The organism is Pseudomonas sp. AL10, from assembly GCF_029960685.1.
GTDB lineage: Bacteria > Pseudomonadota > Gammaproteobacteria > Pseudomonadales > Pseudomonadaceae > Aquipseudomonas > Aquipseudomonas lactis.
Map to the genome: position 1 here is coordinate 115,034 of NZ_JASBQZ010000007.1, position 16,186 is coordinate 131,219.

Genomic DNA, 16,186 nt, shown 5'->3' on the forward strand with positions numbered 1-16,186 from the left:
CGCAGAGCGTGGGAACGAGCAGATCAGAACTCGATCCGCACATCACCCTTCGGCACACTGCAGCACGACAGGATGTAGCCTTCGGCTTCGTCCTCTTCAGTAATCCCGCCGTTGTGCTCCATCTCGACCTCGCCGCCCAGCTTCATCACCTTGCACGTGCCGCAGATGCCCATGCCACAGGCTTTAGGGATCAGCAGGCCGAGCTTGGCGGCCGCGGCGTGCACCGTTTCTCCCGGTGCCACGCGAATGCTCTTGCCGGACGCGATAAATTCCACTTGATGCAGGTCTGCCAGGTCGACCTCCGGCGCATCCGCCGCTTGCTCGGCCTGCTCCACCGCATCGGCACGGGCTTCGGGCGGCGTCGCGCCAAACGATTCCTCGTGATAACGGGTCATGTCGAAACCGGTGGCCTCCAGCAAGCGCTTCACCGCGCTCATGTACGGCGTAGGGCCGCAGCAGAACACTTCGCGCTCAAGGAAGTCCGGCACCATCAGCTCCAGCATCTTGTGGTTCAGATAGCCGCGATACCCGGCCCAGGGTTCGCCCAGGCCGTGTTTTTCGCAAATCAGGTGCAGGCTGAAGTTGTCGATCCGCGACGCCATGTGCTCCAGCTCGCGGTGATAGATGATGTCCTTGGGCGAGCGGGCGCTGTGGACAAAAGTCATGTCGACGTTGGCGTTGGTGTCGTAGAACCAGCGCGCCATGGACATGACCGGCGTGATCCCAACGCCGCCGCTGAGGTACAGCACTTTCGGGCTTGGGAAGTCGATGGCGTTGAACAGCCCGACCGGGCCGTGTACCGCCAACTCCTGGCCTTCGTGCAGGGTGTCATGCAGCCAATTGGAAACCCGACCGCCCGGTACGCGCTTGATGGTCACCGAAAAGCTGTAAGGCACCGACGGTGAGCTGGAAATGGTGTACGAGCGCATGATCGGCTGGCCTTCGATTTCCAGCTCCAGGGTGACAAATTGCCCCGGCTTGAAAAAGAACAGGATCGGCTGGTCAGCCATAAAGCAGAAGGTGCGCACATCCCAGGTTTCCTGGATGACTTTGACGCAACGGACGATGTGCCGACCATTGGCCCAGGTCTGGGTGGTTACCGGATTCAGGAAATTATTGGACATGTTGTTCTCCACCGCCGACGTCGGCCTTATGGTGGCGATTCTGCGTAACGCGAGAACCACCCATTTACCTATCTGCGACATTCACATACTTACGGCGACCAGCCCCCAAAGACAGGGGCTTGCGCGTCGGGATCAGATTGGGCCATGTCGCCCATGGATAAGGTCCGACGTGACGCCGGGCCCACACTCGCTCCCAACAAAGACGCGTTCTTTACGCCTTGCACAGCACCAACCGTAGCCACTATTCGCCGGCCACACAGAATGGCCATGAGGACACACACGATGGACGTCACCGCAACCTTAAGCTTGGGCGATCCGCTGGAACCCGCACGCAAGGCCACCGCGCAAATGCTGCAAGAGCGCGAGCGCACTTTTTCGCTGCCGCAGCCGTTTTACTCTGATGAGCGGCTGTTCGATATCGACATGCAGGAGATCTTCCAGAAAGAGTGGTTGATCGCCGGCATGACCTGCGAAATCCCCACCAAGGGCAACTACCTGACCCTGCAAGTGGGCAAGAACCCGATCATCGTGATCCGGGGTGCCGACGGCGTGGTGCATGCGTTCCACAACGTCTGCCGCCATCGTGGCTCGCGCTTGTGCACCAGCGACAAGGGCAAGGTCGCCAAATTGGTCTGCCACTACCACCAGTGGACCTACGAGCTGGACGGCCGCCTGCTGTTCGCCGGCACCGAGATGGGCGCCGATTTCGACATGAAGCAGTACGGCCTCAAGCCAGTGAACGTGAAAACCGCTGGCGGCTACATCTTTATCAGCCTGGCCGAAACCCCACCGGCCATCGATGACTTCCTGTCGACGCTCAACCATTACATGGAACCCTACGACATGGAGAACACCAAGGTGGCGATCCAGACCACCTTGTTCGAAAAAGCCAACTGGAAGCTGGTGCTGGAAAACAACCGCGAGTGCTACCACTGCAACGCGTCACACCCCGAACTGCTGAAAACCCTGCTGGAGTGGGACGACGTCACCGACCCGCGCGCCGACCAGGCGTTCAAGGACCACGTGGCCGCTTCTGCTGCCGCCTGGGATGCCGAGAAGATCCCTTACGCCCATGCCAGCTTCGGCCTGCGTAACCGCATTGTGCGCATGCCGCTACTCAAGGGCACCGTGTCGATGACCCTGGATGGCAAGCAAGGCTGCGCCAAGCTCATGGGCCGCATCAAGAACCCGGACCTGGGCTCGATGCGCATCCTGCACCTGCCCCACTCCTGGAACCACTGCATGGGCGACCACATCATTGTGTTCACCGTGTGGCCGATCAGCGCCCAGGAAACCATGGTCACCACCAAGTGGATCGTGCACAAGGACGCCGTGGAAGGCGTGGACTACGACGTGGAGCGCATGCGCCAGGTATGGGACGCCACCAACGACCAGGACCGCCGCCTGGCCGAAGAGAACCAGCGTGGCATCAACTCCACCGCTTACCAGCCTGGCCCTTACTCCAAGACCTATGAGTTTGGCGTGGTGAATTTTGTGGATTGGTACAGCGAGCGGATGTTGAGCAACCTGGGTGCTGCGCCGGCGCCGTATCTCAAAGGTGTGGCGGCACACGAATAAAAATGTGGGAGCGGGTTTGCTCGCGAACGCGGTGTATCAGCTTGCACATGTAGTGGCTGACACACCGTATTCGCGAGCAAGCCCGCTCCCACACCGACCTCACAGTGATCAAAATTTGATCACCCTTCTCGCAGAGCGCTAGCGCCCTGCCCTCCAGCCTTTACCCAACAACTTATCCACAAAGCCACCCACAGCAATTGTGGGCAAGTGCGTTGTGCACGCAAATTAAATCAAGAAAATCCGTGACTTATTTAAACTTGCGGGTTTTATCTTAAGCTGTTCATTTATTAACCAAACCTCCAATAGCCTTGTTTTGCGTGGCTTTCAGCGGTAAGCGAACACCTTATCCACAGATGCACCAACAGACTTTGGGGGCAACTTTGACTGGGCTGTGGAAAAGCCTGTCAAAGCCTCATAAATAGTGGATATCCAGCAGTTTAGAAGGCGAAAATGCGGGTTTTGATCAATTATCAACCAACCCAGCGCAGGCCACGTTTTATAAGGCCTGTAGCGGATAGCGAACATCTTATCCACAAAAGCGCCAACAGACTTTGGGGGCAACTGCGGGCTTTAATCCAGTTAAAACCCAAGGAAAAACCGTAAGTTAGGTTGGTTGTTTTTCGTACAGAGGGCTGCAGAGCTTGATACGCCGGGCTTGTGGACACCCGCGAACAGGTTATCCACAGGCGGATCAACAGGCATTGTGGGTAAGCTAAAGCCTCTGCAAGAAAATGTGGGAGCGGGCTTGCCCGCGATTGCAGCACGTCAACGTAGGCATGGGTTACTGACCCACCGCTATCGCAGGCAAGCCAGCTCCCACAAAGTTTGATGGTGGTCAGGGATCAGCGTACGACGCCCTCTTCTACAAGAAGCTTGAGAATTGCCTGCGCGCCCTCTTCGGCGCTGACGCCCTTGAGCACCTGCCCACCGCCGCCACTGGCCTTGGCTGTGGCAGCTTTCATGCGATCGGCGCCGCTCTTGGCCTTGATCACCTTGAGGCGCTTGGGCCGTGGCTTGGCCGGTTGCAGCAGTGCGCCTGTGAATAACTCGTCGTGTTCAATCTCGACTTCATGGGCCGCCAGCTCACCCCGTTGCGCCGGGCCGTAGGCGCTTTGGCGTGGCTTGGGCGCCGCGTTATCCACAGTGGCGAGAAACGGCAGGCGCACCTTCAAGCGCCGCCGCTGGCCGCGAGGCAGCGCCTGCAGCACCAGGGCGACGCCGGCGTCGATGGACTCCACCTGCGCCAGCCCCACAATCAGCGGCCAGCCCAGTTGTTCGGCCAACAGGAACGGCAGCATTCCCGAACCTTCGCCGGTTTCTGCCTGGCTTCCAGTGAGTACCACTTGGGCACCGGCGTCGCGCAGATACTCACTGAGCACCGGCAAGGCATCCGAGCCGGCCGGCTGTTCCAGTACCTGCAGTTGCGGCAGGCCCATGCCCAGGTAGCTGCGCAGGGTCGGCTCACTGGCATCACCCGCGTGCAGCACCTGCAACTTATCCCCAGCCAGTTGCAGCCCCAGCTCGACCGCGCGCGCGTCCTGCTCGGCGCGGCGTGGACGCCCGGAGGTGGGGTGAGCACCGATGGACACCAGGCTGAATACAGTGTTCGTCATGGTCATATCCTCAGGCTGCATCGCGCTTGGCGCCGTTGCGGTAGGTTTCGACCGCTGCGATCAAAGCTTTGAGTATCGCGGCGCTTTCGCCGATCACCGACAGGTCGGCACGCTTGATCATGTCGCAACCCGGGTCGAGGTTGATCGCCACCACCTTGTCGCAGGCACCGATGCCTTGCAGGTGCTGGATCGCCCCGGAAATCCCCACGGCCACGTACACCCGCGCAGTGACCCAAGTGCCGCTGGCGCCGACCTGGCGATCACGCGCCATAAAGCCATCGTCCACTGCCACCCGCGAGGCGCCTTCGGTAGCGCCCAGGGCCGCGGCGGTCTGGTGGAACAGCGCCCAGTCCTTCACGCCGTTGCCACCGGAGAAAATGAACTCGGCCTCGGCCATCGGAATCGCTGCCGGGTCGACCGCCACCGCGCCGAGGTCTTCGATACGCGGCAAACTGCGCGCAAGGCTTGTGGATAACTCCACGGACAAGACTTCGTGGCGGGTCTCGCTGACTGGGTCGGCACATTCGGCGGCGGCGAGGATCAGACGGGGCAACGGCCGCGCCAGGTCTTCCTGGCCGGCACCGGCACGGCCGATGCATTCCTCACCCTTGATCTGCCACACCCGCGTTGCCGGGCGTTCCTTGAGACTGGCGGCAAAGCGTCGCCCCAGTTCGCCCCCCCCGCTGTGGCTGTCCGGCAGCAACCAGTGGCGCGGGCTGAATTGGTTATCCACAGCGCGCAGGCCCTGCACCCGTTGCTCCGGTGCATAACCCTCGAACTCATGCCCATCCAGCACCAGCAGCCGGTCGACGCCCGCCGTGGCAAAGGCGCTTTCCTTGTGTTCACCGAACACCACCGCCAACACCGCGCCGTCACTACCGGCCAACTGGCGCGCCAGACCAAGCAGGTCACGGTCGTGGCTGCTCAGGCGGCCACCGACCATGTCCGGTACCACGTTGATGTAGAACGCCGGGGCCGGCACCTGATGCAGCGGCAATTGCACTTCCACTGCCGCGGTGCGCTTGGCCGCGCCGCCCTGCTGGGCACCGCTGCGGTCGATGCGCTTGATGCCGTTGGGGCCGATAAAACCGACACCATGCACGTTTTTGCGAATGACGCCGTTGGGCCCCATCCAGCTGTGTTGCAGCGGCTGCATCGCCGCGTGCAACGGGTGCAGGCGGTTACGGGCGATCCATTCGGCCCGTGGGTCGCGGCGGATAATGTCGCTCATCAGTGCACCTCCGCAGGTTCACGCTTGAGGGGGGCTTTGGCTGGCGCGGCGTCTTCAAGCAGCGCGTCGGCTACCAGCTCGGCGATGTCCTTGATCAACGGGCGCGGTTCGACCACGCCTTCGAGCATCGCGGTGCATTGCGGGCAACCCACGGCCACCAGTTCGGCACCGGTCTCGCGGATGTCGTCCATGCGCATATCGGGGATACGTTGCTTGCCGGGAATGTCGGTGATCGGCGCGCCGCCCCCGCCACCGCAGCAGCGCGACCGGAAGCCCGAGCGTTGCATTTCCTTGACCTCGATACCCAGCGCCCGCAGCACTTGGCGCGGCGCCTCGTATTCACCGTTGTAGCGGCCCAGGTAGCACGGGTCGTGGTAGGTCACGCTGTTGCCTTTATGCTGGCCCAGGTTCAGCGCGCCCTCGCCGATCAGCTCGGCCATGAAGGTGCTGTGGTGCTGCACCCGGTAGTTGCCGTTGAAGGCACCGTATTCGTTTTTCAGCACATGGAAGCTGTGTGGGTCGCAGGTGACGATGCGCTTGAAGCTGTACTTGGCCAGGGTCTGGATATTGCGCGTGGCCAGCAGCTGGAATGTCGCTTCATCGCCGAGGCGGCGCGCCACGTCACCGCTGTCGCGTTCTTCCAGGCCAAGCACGGCGAAGTCGACCTTGGCGGCCTTGAGTACTTTTACGAAGGCGCGCAGGGTACGTTGGTTACGCATGTCGAAGGCGCCATCGCCGACCCAGAACAGTACATCGCAACTGCCATTGTCGCTGAGCAGCGGCAGGTTCAGGTCTGCCGCCCAGTTCAGGCGACCACCGGGGGCAAAGCCGCCAGGGTTGTCGGTGGCGATCAGGTTTTCCAGGACTTCGGCGCCCTTGTTCGGCGTAGCGCCTTTTTCCAGGGTGAGGTGGCGACGCATGTCGACGATGGCGTCCACGTGCTCGATCATCATCGGGCACTCTTCCACGCAGGCGCGGCAGGTGGTGCACGACCACAGGGTCTCGGCGTCCACTAGGCCGTTGACGATCGGCTGGTGCGGGTTGCCGCCGTGTTCGCCCACCGGTTTGCCGGGGTACGGGCTGCCGGCGAACTTGGCATCGGTGCCACCGGCCAGGCCGACCACCATGTCCTGGATGAGTTTTTTCGGGTTCAGTGGCTGGCCGGCGGCAAACGCCGGGCACGCCGCTTCGCACTTGCCGCACTGCACGCAGGCGTCGAAGCCGAGCAGTTGGTTCCAGGTGAAGTCCTTGGGTTTTTCCACGCCCAGCGGCGCGGTTTTATCGCTCAGGTCCAACGGTTTCAACCCGGTGGAGCGGCCACCGCCAAAGCGTTCGGCGCGGCGGTGCCAGGCCAGGTGCAGGGCACCGGCGAAGGCGTGTTTCATCGGCCCGCCCCAGGTCATGCCGAAAAACATTTCGGACACGCCCCACAACACGCCCACGCTCAGCAATGCCGCGAGCAACCAGCCGCCGAAGTCGGCGGGCAGAATCCCGGCCACCGGCAAGGTCACCAGGAAGAAGCTCACCGAGAAGGCCATCAGGCTTTTCGGCAGGCGCATCCACGGGCCTTTGGACAGGCGCGCAGGCGGATTGCGACGGCGCAGGTACATGAAGATCGCGCCGACAAACATCAATGTCGACGCCAGCAGCAGTGCATAGCCAAGAATGCGGCTCTGCAGGCCGAAACCGTGCACCGCAATCGCCAGCAACGCCGACAGCACAAAGCCCAGCGCCGTCGCAACGTGGGTGTTGGCGATGTATTTGTCACGGGCGACCACGTGGTGCAGGTCGACCATGTAGCGCTTGGGCATGGCCAAAAGGCCGCCCAGCAGGTCGACTTTGGACGAGCGGCCACGGCGCCACATGTTCACCCGGCGCAAGGCGCCGAGGACGGCGAGGCCCAGGGCGGCAAAAAGCAGGATGGGAAGAAGGGTATTCAGCATGGTGAAGCTCCCACTAAGATCGTTCCCACGCTCTGCGTGGGCATGCATCCTGTGACGCTCTGCGTCACGACCTTAAAAGCAGACGCGGAGCGTCCAGGGCGGCATTCCCACGCAGAGCGTGGGAACGATCAGGTGCGTCAGAAATCCTTGCACAAGCGCAGGGCGTCATAGATGGCGGCGTGGGTATTGCGCTGGGCCACACAGTCACCAATGCGGAACAGCAAGTACCCCTCGCCCGCTTCGCTCAAGCAGGGCTGCGGCTTGATCGCAAACAAGGCTTCAACGTCGATCTGGCCCTTGTTGCGTGAGCCTTCCTTGAGCCCGTAGTAAATGGCCTCGTCCGGGCGCACGCCGTTCTCCACCACCACCTGGTCGACCACCCGCTCCTCTTTGGCGCCGGTGTATTCGTTCTCCAGCACAGCCACCAGCTTGTCGCCCTCGCGGTAGACCTTTTCCAGCATCATGTCGCCGGTCATGATCACTTCCTTGGGGTACATGCTGCGGTAGTACGTGGGGAACGATGTACCGCCGATCGCCACGCCCGGCTTGATGTCGTCGGTGACGATTTCCACCTGGCTGCCTTTGTCGGCGAGGAAGTCGGCCACTGACATCCCGGTGAATTCACAGATGGTGTCGTACACCAACACGTTCTTGCCCGGCGCCACCTTGCCGTCGAGCACGTCCCAACTGCTCACCACCAAGCCTTCGGCGGCGCCCCAGTGTTCGTTTTGCTCGATATTCGGGTGACCGCCCACCGCCAGCACCACCACGTCCGGACGCACGTCCAGGATGGTCTCGGCATCGGCTGCAACACCCAGGCGCAGGTCGACTTTCAAACGCGCCAGTTCCAGTTGATACCAACGGGTGATACCGGCGATCTGGTCACGCTGCGGCGCTTTCGACGCGGTGGTGATTTGCCCGCCGATAAACTCTTTTTTCTCGAACAGCGTCACGTCGTGGCCACGTTCGGCCGCCACGCGCGCGGCTTCCATCCCGGCCGGGCCGGCGCCCACCACGACCACCTTGCGCTTGGGCCCGGTGGACTTCTCGATGATATGCGGCACGCCCATGTATTCACGGGAGGTCGCGGCGTTCTGGATGCACAGCACATCCAGGCCCTGGTACTGGCGGTCGATGCAGTAGTTGGCGCCTACGCACTGCTTGATCTGGTCGATCTGGCCCATCTTGATCTTGGCGATCAGGTGCGGGTCGGCGATGTGCGCACGGGTCATGCCGACCATGTCCACATAGCCGCCTTCCAGAATGCGCGTGGCCTGGTTCGGGTCCTTGATGTTCTGCGCGTGCAGCACCGGAACCTTGACCACTTCCTTGATGCCGGCCGCCAGGTGCAGGAACGGCTCCGGCGGGTAACTCATGTTCGGGATGACGTTGGCCAGGGTGTTGTGGGTGTCGCAACCCGAGCCCACCACACCGATGAAATCGAGCATGCCGGTGTCGTCGTAATACTTGGCGATTTGCTTCATGTCCTCGTGGGACAAGCCGTCCGGGTGGAACTCGTCACCGCACAGGCGCATGCCCACACAGAAGTCATCCCCCACTTCGGCACGCACGGCCTTCAACACTTCCAGGCCGAACTTCATGCGGCCCTCGAAGCTGCCGCCCCATTCATCGGTACGCTTGTTGACCCGCGGGCTCCAGAACTGGTCGATCATGTGCTGGTGCACGGCCGACAATTCCACCCCGTCCAGGCCACCGGCTTTGGCCCGGCGCGCGGCCTGGGCGTAGTTGCCGATCACGCGCCAGATCTCTTCCGGCTCGATGGTCTTGCAGGTGGCACGGTGTACCGGTTCACGCACGCCGGACGGCGACATCAGGGTTGGCCAGTTGAAGCCGTCCCAACGCGAGCGTCGGCCCATGTGGGTAATCTGGATCATGATCTTGGCGCCATGCTTGTGCATGGCATCGGCCAGGTTCTGGAAGTGCGGGATGATGCGGTCGGTAGACAGGTTCACCGACGCCCACCACTCCTGCGGGCTGTCGATGGCCACCACCGAGGAGCCGCCGCAGATCGCCAGGCCAATACCGCCCTTGGCTTTCTCTTCGTAATACTTCACATAGCGGTCGGTGGTCATGCCGCCGTCGGTGGCATACACCTCGGCGTGAGCGGTACTGAGCACTCGGTTGCGGATGGTCAGTTTGCCGATCTGAATCGGCTGGAACATTGCTTCGAAAGCCATGGCACGGTCCTCGGCTTACAACGGCTTGACGGTGAACAAGCCATCATCGTGGCCCTCTTCGGAGCCTCCGTAGACTTGTTCGGCGACGGTGCGGATGTTGCTGCCACGCGCTTGCAGGATCTGGTCCATGGCGCCGGCAAACCAGCCGGTGAACATGTAGTCCACCTTGCGGCCGACCTTGCCGTACACATAGACGAATGCCGAGTGTTCCAGCTTGACGCTGGCGGTGCCTTTATCCAGGTCGATGTCCTGGATCTTGAACAGGCCCCAGCCGCGTTGCGACAGGCGTTTCATGTAATGCTCGAACACCGCGACGCCTTCCAGGCCGTGGCATTCAGCTTCTTTTTCGCACCAGTGCCAGGCGGATTTGTAGCCGGCCTTGTAGAGGATCTCGGCGTAGGCGTCCGCGCCCAGCACTTCTTCGATGCCCATATGGTTGTTGACGAAGAAATGGCGTGGCACGTACAGCATCGGCAGGGCGTCGGAGGTCCAGACACCGGTTTCGCTGTCGACTTCAATTGGCAATTGCGGGGCGATCTTGGCCATGGAAACTTAACTCCAGAAAATTCGTTTTGATGCCCGCCGCACGGATGGCGGCGGGTGAAGGATTAAGCGAGCAGTGGCTTATTCGCCCCAGACGTCCTTGAGCACGTTGACCCAGTTCTCGCCCATGATCTTGCGCACCACGCGCTCGCTGTGGCCGCGCTTGAGCAGGGTCTCGGTGAGGTTGGGGAACTCACCCACGGTGCGGATGCCCAGCGGGTTGATGATCTTGCCGAAGCTGGTCAGGCGGCGGGCGTAGCCCTTGTCATGGGTGAGCATTTCGAAGAAATCCTGGCCATGGCCCTGGGTGAAGTCGGTGCCGATGCCGATGGCGTCTTCGCCGACGATATTCATTGTGTATTCGATGGCTTCGGCATAGTCGTCGATAGTCGAGTCGATGCCCTTGGCCAAAAACGGCGCGAACATGGTCACACCGACAAATCCGCCATGGTCGGCGATGAACTTCAGCTCTTCATCGGACTTGTTGCGCGGGTGCTCTTTAAGCCCGGACGGCAGACAGTGGGAGTAGCACACCGGCTTTTTCGATTCGAGGATGACCTCTTCGCTGGTCTTGGAGCCCACGTGGGACAGGTCGCACATGATGCCGACGCGGTTCATCTCGCCGACGATCTCACGCCCGAAACCCGACAGGCCGCCATCGCGCTCGTAGCAACCGGTGCCCACCAGGTTCTGGGTGTTGTAGCACATCTGCACCACGCCCACGCCGAGCTGCTTGAAGATCTCGACATAGCCGAGCTGGTCCTCAAAGGCATGGGCATTCTGGAAGCCGAAGATGATGCCAGTCTTGCCCAGCTCCTTGGCGCGGCGGATGTCGGCGGTGGTTTTCACCGGGATCACCAGGTCGCTGTTTTCGCGGATCAGGGTCTGGCTGGCAACGATGTTATTGATCGTGGCCTGGAAGCCTTCCCACACCGACACCGTGCAATTGGCGGCGGTGAGGCCACCTTTGCGCATGTCTTCGAACAGGTCGCGGTTCCACTTGGCAATAATCAGACCGTCGATAACGATGCTGTCGGCGTGCAACTCGGCTGGGCTCATCAGGCGTCCCCTTATTGGCGATTCATGCGCCGAATCGTCTGCCGGCGCTTTGGGGCCAGCATATGCCCAGGCACCGACGGAGCCGGGTGCAAAAACGACAGGGGAATTGCCGAAAGCGTCAATCCACGACAAAGGCTGCGAAGACAGGCCCCACGGTTGGCTGTTCTTTGTCTTACGCTTGAGCCAGAATTCCTCATCACCTGATATGAGACGGCGCAATGAAATCGATTTTCCTGGCTTTGGCACTCATCGCAACCACCGCCCACGCGGCCGAAGACACCGACAGCACGCCGTGCGACGGCATCGAGAACGACCAGCAAACCCTGGAATGCGCCACCTACAACAAAACCACTGCCGAGCAATTGCTCAAAGATAACTATGAGGGGTTGCTGGAGCGCATGGGTTCGACCTACGGCAGCGATAAGACCAAACTGGCGGACATTACCGCCCGTCTGAAGGATGCCCAGCAAAAATGGGAGAAACTGCGGGATGCCGATTGTGCAGTGGACACCTTCCCGGCAGTGACCGGCACCAAGGCCTACGCGATTGCGCACAACGACTGCCTGGCGCGGATGAGTGATGAGCGGTCGGAGTTTTTGGAGTCGATTGGGCAGGAGTAAGCACCCTTCACGCGACCAGGCCGCGCAAAGGGCTGCGCCAGGCTCAAGCCATGAAAGGTGACTTGAACGGCCTTTTGGTCAAGGGTGAGGCTGGCTCGTAGGCATACCCCAGCGCGGTGATATCCATCACCTCACGGATACGACGAGTCCAGGGTTTGATCACATCATCGTAATTATGCCCGGTGGGGCCATCCTGCATCGGGCAGTAATGAGGCGCCAGTGCGGGCTTATCCAGCATCATTTGCGCCTGCCAGTCGGCCCAGATTTTGTCGATGAAACAATGATGCAGAAAAAATACTGGATCTTCGGGCGAGGTCATCGCCAGCATGTTGCCGCCAATCCATAAATGGACGCGGTTGTGCAATTGAGAACCAGGGGTGGTGACTTGCGGGTCGCCCTTCTGAGTGATCCAGCCTTCGAGTCGGTTTCTAAAGCCTCTATTGAACGGACTCGACGTGTAGTTCGGCTCGTCATACAGCCCTTCATTCATTGCCATCTGCAAGTCCGCAGCCGTCGGCAGCGAGTTGACCAAACGTGAGAACTGGCGCTTCAACCCCGCCCCCGGCAGCCCATCTTCCGGATAGGCAGGCACCGGCCAATTGCCGTATCGGTACGCGAAGGGTCCATCCTGCACCCTGAATTCATCGGCAGCGTCACCGTCACCCCCCAGCAGGCTTTGCTCCCACACCGGCGAATTCGTCGGGTCTGCCGCGTCCAATGTCCAATCCCAGTAAGGCAGGGTGATACCGGGCGTGATGGCCTGAAGGTCGGCTTCCAACTGCAACAACATTTCACGATGCCAGGGTAAAAAAGCCGGCCCCAAGTGGGCGCCATTACGATAGTCGGGATCTTGGGGTTCATCAGGGTGAACGGTAGGTACCATCACTGCGTGATGCCAATGCACATACTTGTCGTATCCGCCATTACCCTTAAGGGCCAACAGCGTATTGGTAAACGCTAGCCGTTCAGGCCCGCTCAGTTTTCGAATTTCCTTGCGAATATTCATTGCCCGCCTCCCTCGTCGCAAAAAAAATGGGACCGCGTGCCAGCCCCTGCTGCGAATCTAGTTGGGGAACCCATCAGGATCTACTGTCAGATCTGACAGTATCAGCACTGTCTCCGACGGATGGTCAGCTCCTCTTGAACGAACCGAGCCTGTTACCATCCGTGCCCTCTTTTCCTGCTCAAGGCAACGCCATGATTATTTGCGGCATCGAAATCAAAGGCAGCGAAGCCATCATCGCTGTCGCCTCCCTGGACAACCAGGCGCTGACCCACGTCGCCCTGGCGACCAAGAAAATCGCCCTCGACGATGACGACGAAGCGGCCAACGTCAAAGCCTTTGCCGCACAGGTGAAAGCGTTTGTGCAGGCCAATGGCATCACGCGTATTGCCATCAAGAAACGCAGCAAGAAAGGTGAGTTTGCCGGTGGCCCGACGACGTTCAAGATTGAAGGGGTGTTTCAATTGCTGGAGGGGGTTGAGGTGACGCTGCTGTCGCCGCAGACCATCAATGCGCAACACAAAAAGCACACCTTTGATCTGCCGACGACGCTCAACAAGTATCAGCATGAGGCCTATAAAACAGCCTGCTCAGGCCTGATGAAGAAATAACTGCACGTCAGCTTTTGACGCAGTGCTCCAGGCCGTGCCCGCCGCCTTCGTATTCAGGGGTGGGCCTTTTGGAATTGATTGGGCGAGAGTAAACACATTTCACACACGCTTATTCAGTATCGGTCAACTGTCACCTTTCACAGTTTACGGAGTGCCGTGCTGAGTCTATGTTCAGCTTGGGATACGGACTAGCCGATCATCAACGGCCTACCTCAAGGAGCTGAACATGTTGACACGACACGTCATTCCTCAAAACCATACAACCCCCCTCCAAGGGTGAGTTGAGCGCAAAGATTGGCACTGGTTCGGGCCTGACATTTACCGCCGACGGGCTTAATTTCGCGCGGGATTACTACACAACTGACCGAAAGATGCGTATGACGCTGTCTGCTCTGCAACGGTTGCCCAATATGATCCACGGCGTCGAAATCACTTTTCCCAGTACGCTCACTGAATGCGATCATAAGTTTGAGGACAAAGACGTAACTGCCGTGTATTGGCAGCTACTGCCAGAAAACAACGAATCGGTATTCTATACATACGATGCCGATTCAGGATTTTTCAACATGACATCCTATGATTCGCTGGAGGTTTTCGAAGGCTTTTTTAACTTCAAGTCCACTCATTCCGATGGAACGTTCCTGGAAGTAAAATCCGGTCGATTCAGAATTGAAGGGCGCGACGACCTTACGCTGTAACCGAAATACTTGGCCAGGCGCTTTGGCGTTCTCCCCGCAAAGGCATGGGCCACGGGTGAGCGACAACGTTCGAAATTGGAGAGATGATTCGATAGCTGCTGGGTGTTGAAGCAACCCTGCTGTCGCCGCAGACCATCAATGCGCAGAACAAAAAGCACACCTTTGATCTGCCGGCGACGCTTAACAAGTATCAGCACGAAGCCTATAAAACAGCCTGCTCAAGCCTGATGAAGAAATAACTGCACCTCAGCTTTTGACGCAGTGCTCCAAGCCGTGCCCGCCGCCTTCGTATTCAGGGCCGTAATAGTATTTAACGAAGGAGACTTTGCCTTCCGGGGTCGGTGTCACTTGCGCCACGCCCACGCCAAAGTCCTTCAAGGCCGGGTCGGTGTGAGCGAAGTAGATGCCCAGCGTATCCGAGGTGCCGGCGGCCATACCTTCATAGCGGGACTTGTCTTCCAGGGTCAGGGTGAAGGTGTAGGCGGCGTACTTGCCAGTGCTTTGCTTGGCGTCGAGTTTCATCTCGACAACGCCTTTGAAGTGGCCGATATGTTTGTCCTGGCCATTACATTCATAACGGCCGCTGTAATCGGCGCCCGTGAAAGGCACTGGCGCCTGGGCTGCCCACACTGGGGAGGACGTGAGTGCAATCACAGTGACTAGTTTTTTCAGCATGCCAACCTCTTATGGTTACGTAAGAAACCATTTGGACGTTAGCAGTCCTTTTCCGGTAATCGCGTGCAGCGTTGCAAAACAAGAATATTCCCACGCCACCACATGCATTTCCTGACACCACACTACTTACCAATGTGGGAGCTGGCTTGCCTGCGATTGCGATGTATCAGTTGGCCTATGCGGTGCTGACCCGCCGCCATCGCAGGCAAGCCAGCTCCCACCTTGAATCTGCACCAACGCTCAAATCGCCTCCCGTCGCCGATCCTCCCGCGGGCATTTGGCAAACCTTGCGCGATAGCTCCTGGTGAAATACGACGGTGACTCAAACCCGCACGCAATACTCACTTCCAGCACGCTCATGTCGCTCTGGCGCAGCAGTTTTCGGGCTTTTTCCAGGCGCAGGCCCAGGTAGAAGTTACTGGGGGTGTCGTTCAGGTGCAGGCGAAACAGCCGCTCCAGTTGGCGTCGTGTGACCTTGATCGTTTCGGCCAGGGCCAAGGTGCTCAGGGGCGGTTCGGTGTGCTGTTCCATTTCGCCGATCACGTGCACCAGTTTCTTGTTGTTGATGCCGTAGCGCGTGGCGATCTGCATGCGCTGGTGGTCTTTGCGCGGGCGGATGCGGCTTAGTACGAATTGCTCGGAAACCTGGATAGCCAGCTCCGGGCCGTGGGCCTGGGCGATGAGGTCGAGCATCAGGTCGATGGAGGCCGTGCCGCCGGCGCAGGTGATGCGGCGCCGGTCGATTTCGAACAGTTCCTGGGTCACGCTCAGGTGCGGATAGGCTTCCTTGAAGGCGTCGATGGCTTCCCAGTGCAAGGTCAGGCGGTGGCCGTCAAGCAGGCCAGCCTCAGCCAGCACGCAGGCACCGGTGTCAATGGCGCCGAGGGTCACACCCTCATGGTCGAGGCGGCGCAGCCAATGCTCCAGGACGGGCGTGGCGAACTGCAAGGGTTCGAAGCCAGCCACCACCAGTAAAGTCGCGCCTTTTTTCAGCGGTTCCAGTGCGGCATCAGCGTTTACCGACATACCGTTGCTCGCCAGCACCGCGCCGCCATCGGCACTCAAGATGTGCCAGCGGTACAGCTCGCCGCGAAAGCGGTTGGCCACCCGCAACGGTTCCAGTGCGGAGATAAAACCGAGGGCCGAGAAACCCGGCATCAGCAAGAAATAGACATCCTGGGACATGGTGGCGCTCTCGTCGGACGGGCAGCGTGGTCACTGTGATACGCCAGTTCAACCGGCCATTCAAGAGCACAGGTCGCTGCAGTGCAAGAGCGGGTCGCCGCCGTG

At 60.1% G+C, this 16,186-nt stretch carries 14 protein-coding genes and 1 pseudogene; 5 read left to right on the top strand and 10 right to left on the bottom strand.

Going from position 1 to position 16,186, the window contains the following annotated elements; genetic code table 11:
* Window positions 1-23: 23 nt before the first annotated feature.
* Window positions 24-1,124 (bottom strand): glycine-betaine demethylase subunit GbcB, encoded by a 1,101-nt coding sequence (gene gbcB, locus QK296_RS10350; protein WP_003194868.1) that lies wholly within the window; start codon window positions 1,122-1,124, stop codon window positions 24-26.
* A gap of 282 nt (window positions 1,125-1,406) precedes the next feature.
* On the opposite strand from gbcB, the gene gbcA reads away from it, so the two are divergent.
* The gene (gene gbcA, locus QK296_RS10355) at window positions 1,407-2,702 is read left to right on the top strand and encodes a glycine-betaine demethylase subunit GbcA (protein ID WP_034133938.1); all 1,296 of its coding nucleotides are present in this window, start codon (window positions 1,407-1,409) and stop codon (window positions 2,700-2,702) included.
* An 842-nt stretch (window positions 2,703-3,544) separates the two neighbouring features.
* Here the strand turns inward: gbcA and QK296_RS10360 are convergent.
* From QK296_RS10360 to QK296_RS10385, 6 genes are all read right to left on the bottom strand, one after another.
* Window positions 3,545-4,321 (bottom strand): electron transfer flavoprotein subunit beta, encoded by a 777-nt coding sequence (locus tag QK296_RS10360; RefSeq protein WP_282390888.1) that lies wholly within the window; start codon window positions 4,319-4,321, stop codon window positions 3,545-3,547.
* A 4-nt stretch (window positions 4,322-4,325) separates the two neighbouring features.
* Window positions 4,326-5,546, bottom strand: a complete 1,221-nt coding sequence (locus tag QK296_RS10365) for an electron transfer flavoprotein subunit alpha/FixB family protein (protein WP_282390889.1) — start codon at window positions 5,544-5,546, stop codon at window positions 4,326-4,328.
* Complete coding sequence (gene dgcB / locus QK296_RS10370; protein WP_094773889.1) at window positions 5,546-7,489, bottom strand: dimethylglycine demethylation protein DgcB; 1,944 nt, start codon at window positions 7,487-7,489, stop codon at window positions 5,546-5,548. The genes QK296_RS10365 and dgcB overlap by 1 nt, the downstream gene beginning before the upstream one ends.
* Before the next feature lie 137 nt (window positions 7,490-7,626).
* The gene (dgcA, locus tag QK296_RS10375) at window positions 7,627-9,687 is read right to left on the bottom strand and encodes a dimethylglycine demethylation protein DgcA (protein WP_094773890.1); all 2,061 of its coding nucleotides are present in this window, start codon (window positions 9,685-9,687) and stop codon (window positions 7,627-7,629) included.
* A gap of 15 nt (window positions 9,688-9,702) precedes the next feature.
* Window positions 9,703-10,233, bottom strand: coding sequence for a DUF5943 domain-containing protein (locus QK296_RS10380; protein WP_003194877.1), 531 nt, complete (start codon window positions 10,231-10,233; stop codon window positions 9,703-9,705).
* 78 nt (window positions 10,234-10,311) lie between these two features.
* Window positions 10,312-11,289, bottom strand: coding sequence for a dipeptidase (locus QK296_RS10385; protein WP_003176573.1), 978 nt, complete (start codon window positions 11,287-11,289; stop codon window positions 10,312-10,314).
* 218 nt (window positions 11,290-11,507) lie between these two features.
* Between QK296_RS10385 and QK296_RS10390 the strand changes: the two genes are divergently transcribed.
* Complete coding sequence (locus QK296_RS10390) at window positions 11,508-11,909, top strand: lysozyme inhibitor LprI family protein (RefSeq protein WP_003194882.1); 402 nt, start codon at window positions 11,508-11,510, stop codon at window positions 11,907-11,909.
* A gap of 43 nt (window positions 11,910-11,952) precedes the next feature.
* Here the strand turns inward: QK296_RS10390 and QK296_RS10395 are convergent, their stop codons facing one another.
* Window positions 11,953-12,915: a tyrosinase family protein gene (locus QK296_RS10395; protein WP_282390890.1), complete on the bottom strand. Its 963-nt coding sequence runs from the start codon at window positions 12,913-12,915 to the stop codon at window positions 11,953-11,955.
* Between the two features lie 191 nt (window positions 12,916-13,106).
* On the opposite strand from QK296_RS10395, the gene QK296_RS10400 reads away from it, so the two are divergent.
* From QK296_RS10400 to QK296_RS10410, 3 genes and pseudogenes are all read left to right on the top strand, one after another.
* A complete protein-coding gene (locus tag QK296_RS10400) occupies window positions 13,107-13,523 on the top strand; it encodes a DUF3010 family protein (protein WP_282390901.1) in 417 nt (138 codons plus the stop codon).
* A 281-nt stretch (window positions 13,524-13,804) separates the two neighbouring features.
* Window positions 13,805-14,221 carry a hypothetical protein gene (locus tag QK296_RS10405; protein WP_282390891.1) on the top strand — a complete coding sequence of 139 codons (417 nt, stop codon included), beginning with the start codon at window positions 13,805-13,807 and terminating at the stop codon, window positions 14,219-14,221.
* A gap of 62 nt (window positions 14,222-14,283) precedes the next feature.
* A pseudogene (locus tag QK296_RS10410) lies at window positions 14,284-14,460 on the top strand (DUF3010 family protein); the annotation flags it as partial.
* Window positions 14,461-14,467: 7 nt separating this feature from the next.
* On the opposite strand, the gene QK296_RS10415 reads toward QK296_RS10410, so the two are convergent.
* Window positions 14,468-14,896 (bottom strand): hypothetical protein, encoded by a 429-nt coding sequence (locus QK296_RS10415; protein WP_169855698.1) that lies wholly within the window; start codon window positions 14,894-14,896, stop codon window positions 14,468-14,470.
* Window positions 14,897-15,136: 240 nt separating this feature from the next.
* Entirely contained in the window at window positions 15,137-16,081 is a 945-nt protein-coding gene (locus tag QK296_RS10420; RefSeq protein ID WP_003194893.1) for a GlxA family transcriptional regulator, read from the bottom strand.
* Window positions 16,082-16,186 lie beyond the last annotated feature (105 nt).

What these genes read in the sequence shown, in the direction of transcription:
- QK296_RS10385 (WP_003176573.1), bottom strand. Translation starts at nt 11,289, where the DNA reads ATGAGCCCAGCCGAGTTGCACGCCGACAGCATCGTTATCGACGGTCTG.
- dgcA (WP_094773890.1), bottom strand. Translation starts at nt 9,687, where the DNA reads ATGGCTTTCGAAGCAATGTTCCAGCCGATTCAGATCGGCAAACTGACC.
- gbcB (WP_003194868.1), bottom strand. Translation starts at nt 1,124, where the DNA reads ATGTCCAATAATTTCCTGAATCCGGTAACCACCCAGACCTGGGCCAAT.
- QK296_RS10360 (WP_282390888.1), bottom strand. Translation starts at nt 4,321, where the DNA reads ATGACCATGACGAACACTGTATTCAGCCTGGTGTCCATCGGTGCTCAC.
- QK296_RS10395 (WP_282390890.1), bottom strand. Translation starts at nt 12,915, where the DNA reads ATGAATATTCGCAAGGAAATTCGAAAACTGAGCGGGCCTGAACGGCTA.
- QK296_RS10400 (WP_282390901.1), top strand. Translation starts at nt 13,107, where the DNA reads ATGATTATTTGCGGCATCGAAATCAAAGGCAGCGAAGCCATCATCGCT.
- gbcA (WP_034133938.1), top strand. Translation starts at nt 1,407, where the DNA reads ATGGACGTCACCGCAACCTTAAGCTTGGGCGATCCGCTGGAACCCGCA.
- QK296_RS10415 (WP_169855698.1), bottom strand. Translation starts at nt 14,896, where the DNA reads ATGCTGAAAAAACTAGTCACTGTGATTGCACTCACGTCCTCCCCAGTG.
- dgcB (WP_094773889.1), bottom strand. Translation starts at nt 7,489, where the DNA reads ATGCTGAATACCCTTCTTCCCATCCTGCTTTTTGCCGCCCTGGGCCTC.
- QK296_RS10380 (WP_003194877.1), bottom strand. Translation starts at nt 10,233, where the DNA reads ATGGCCAAGATCGCCCCGCAATTGCCAATTGAAGTCGACAGCGAAACC.
- QK296_RS10420 (WP_003194893.1), bottom strand. Translation starts at nt 16,081, where the DNA reads ATGTCCCAGGATGTCTATTTCTTGCTGATGCCGGGTTTCTCGGCCCTC.
- QK296_RS10365 (WP_282390889.1), bottom strand. Translation starts at nt 5,546, where the DNA reads ATGAGCGACATTATCCGCCGCGACCCACGGGCCGAATGGATCGCCCGT.
- QK296_RS10390 (WP_003194882.1), top strand. Translation starts at nt 11,508, where the DNA reads ATGAAATCGATTTTCCTGGCTTTGGCACTCATCGCAACCACCGCCCAC.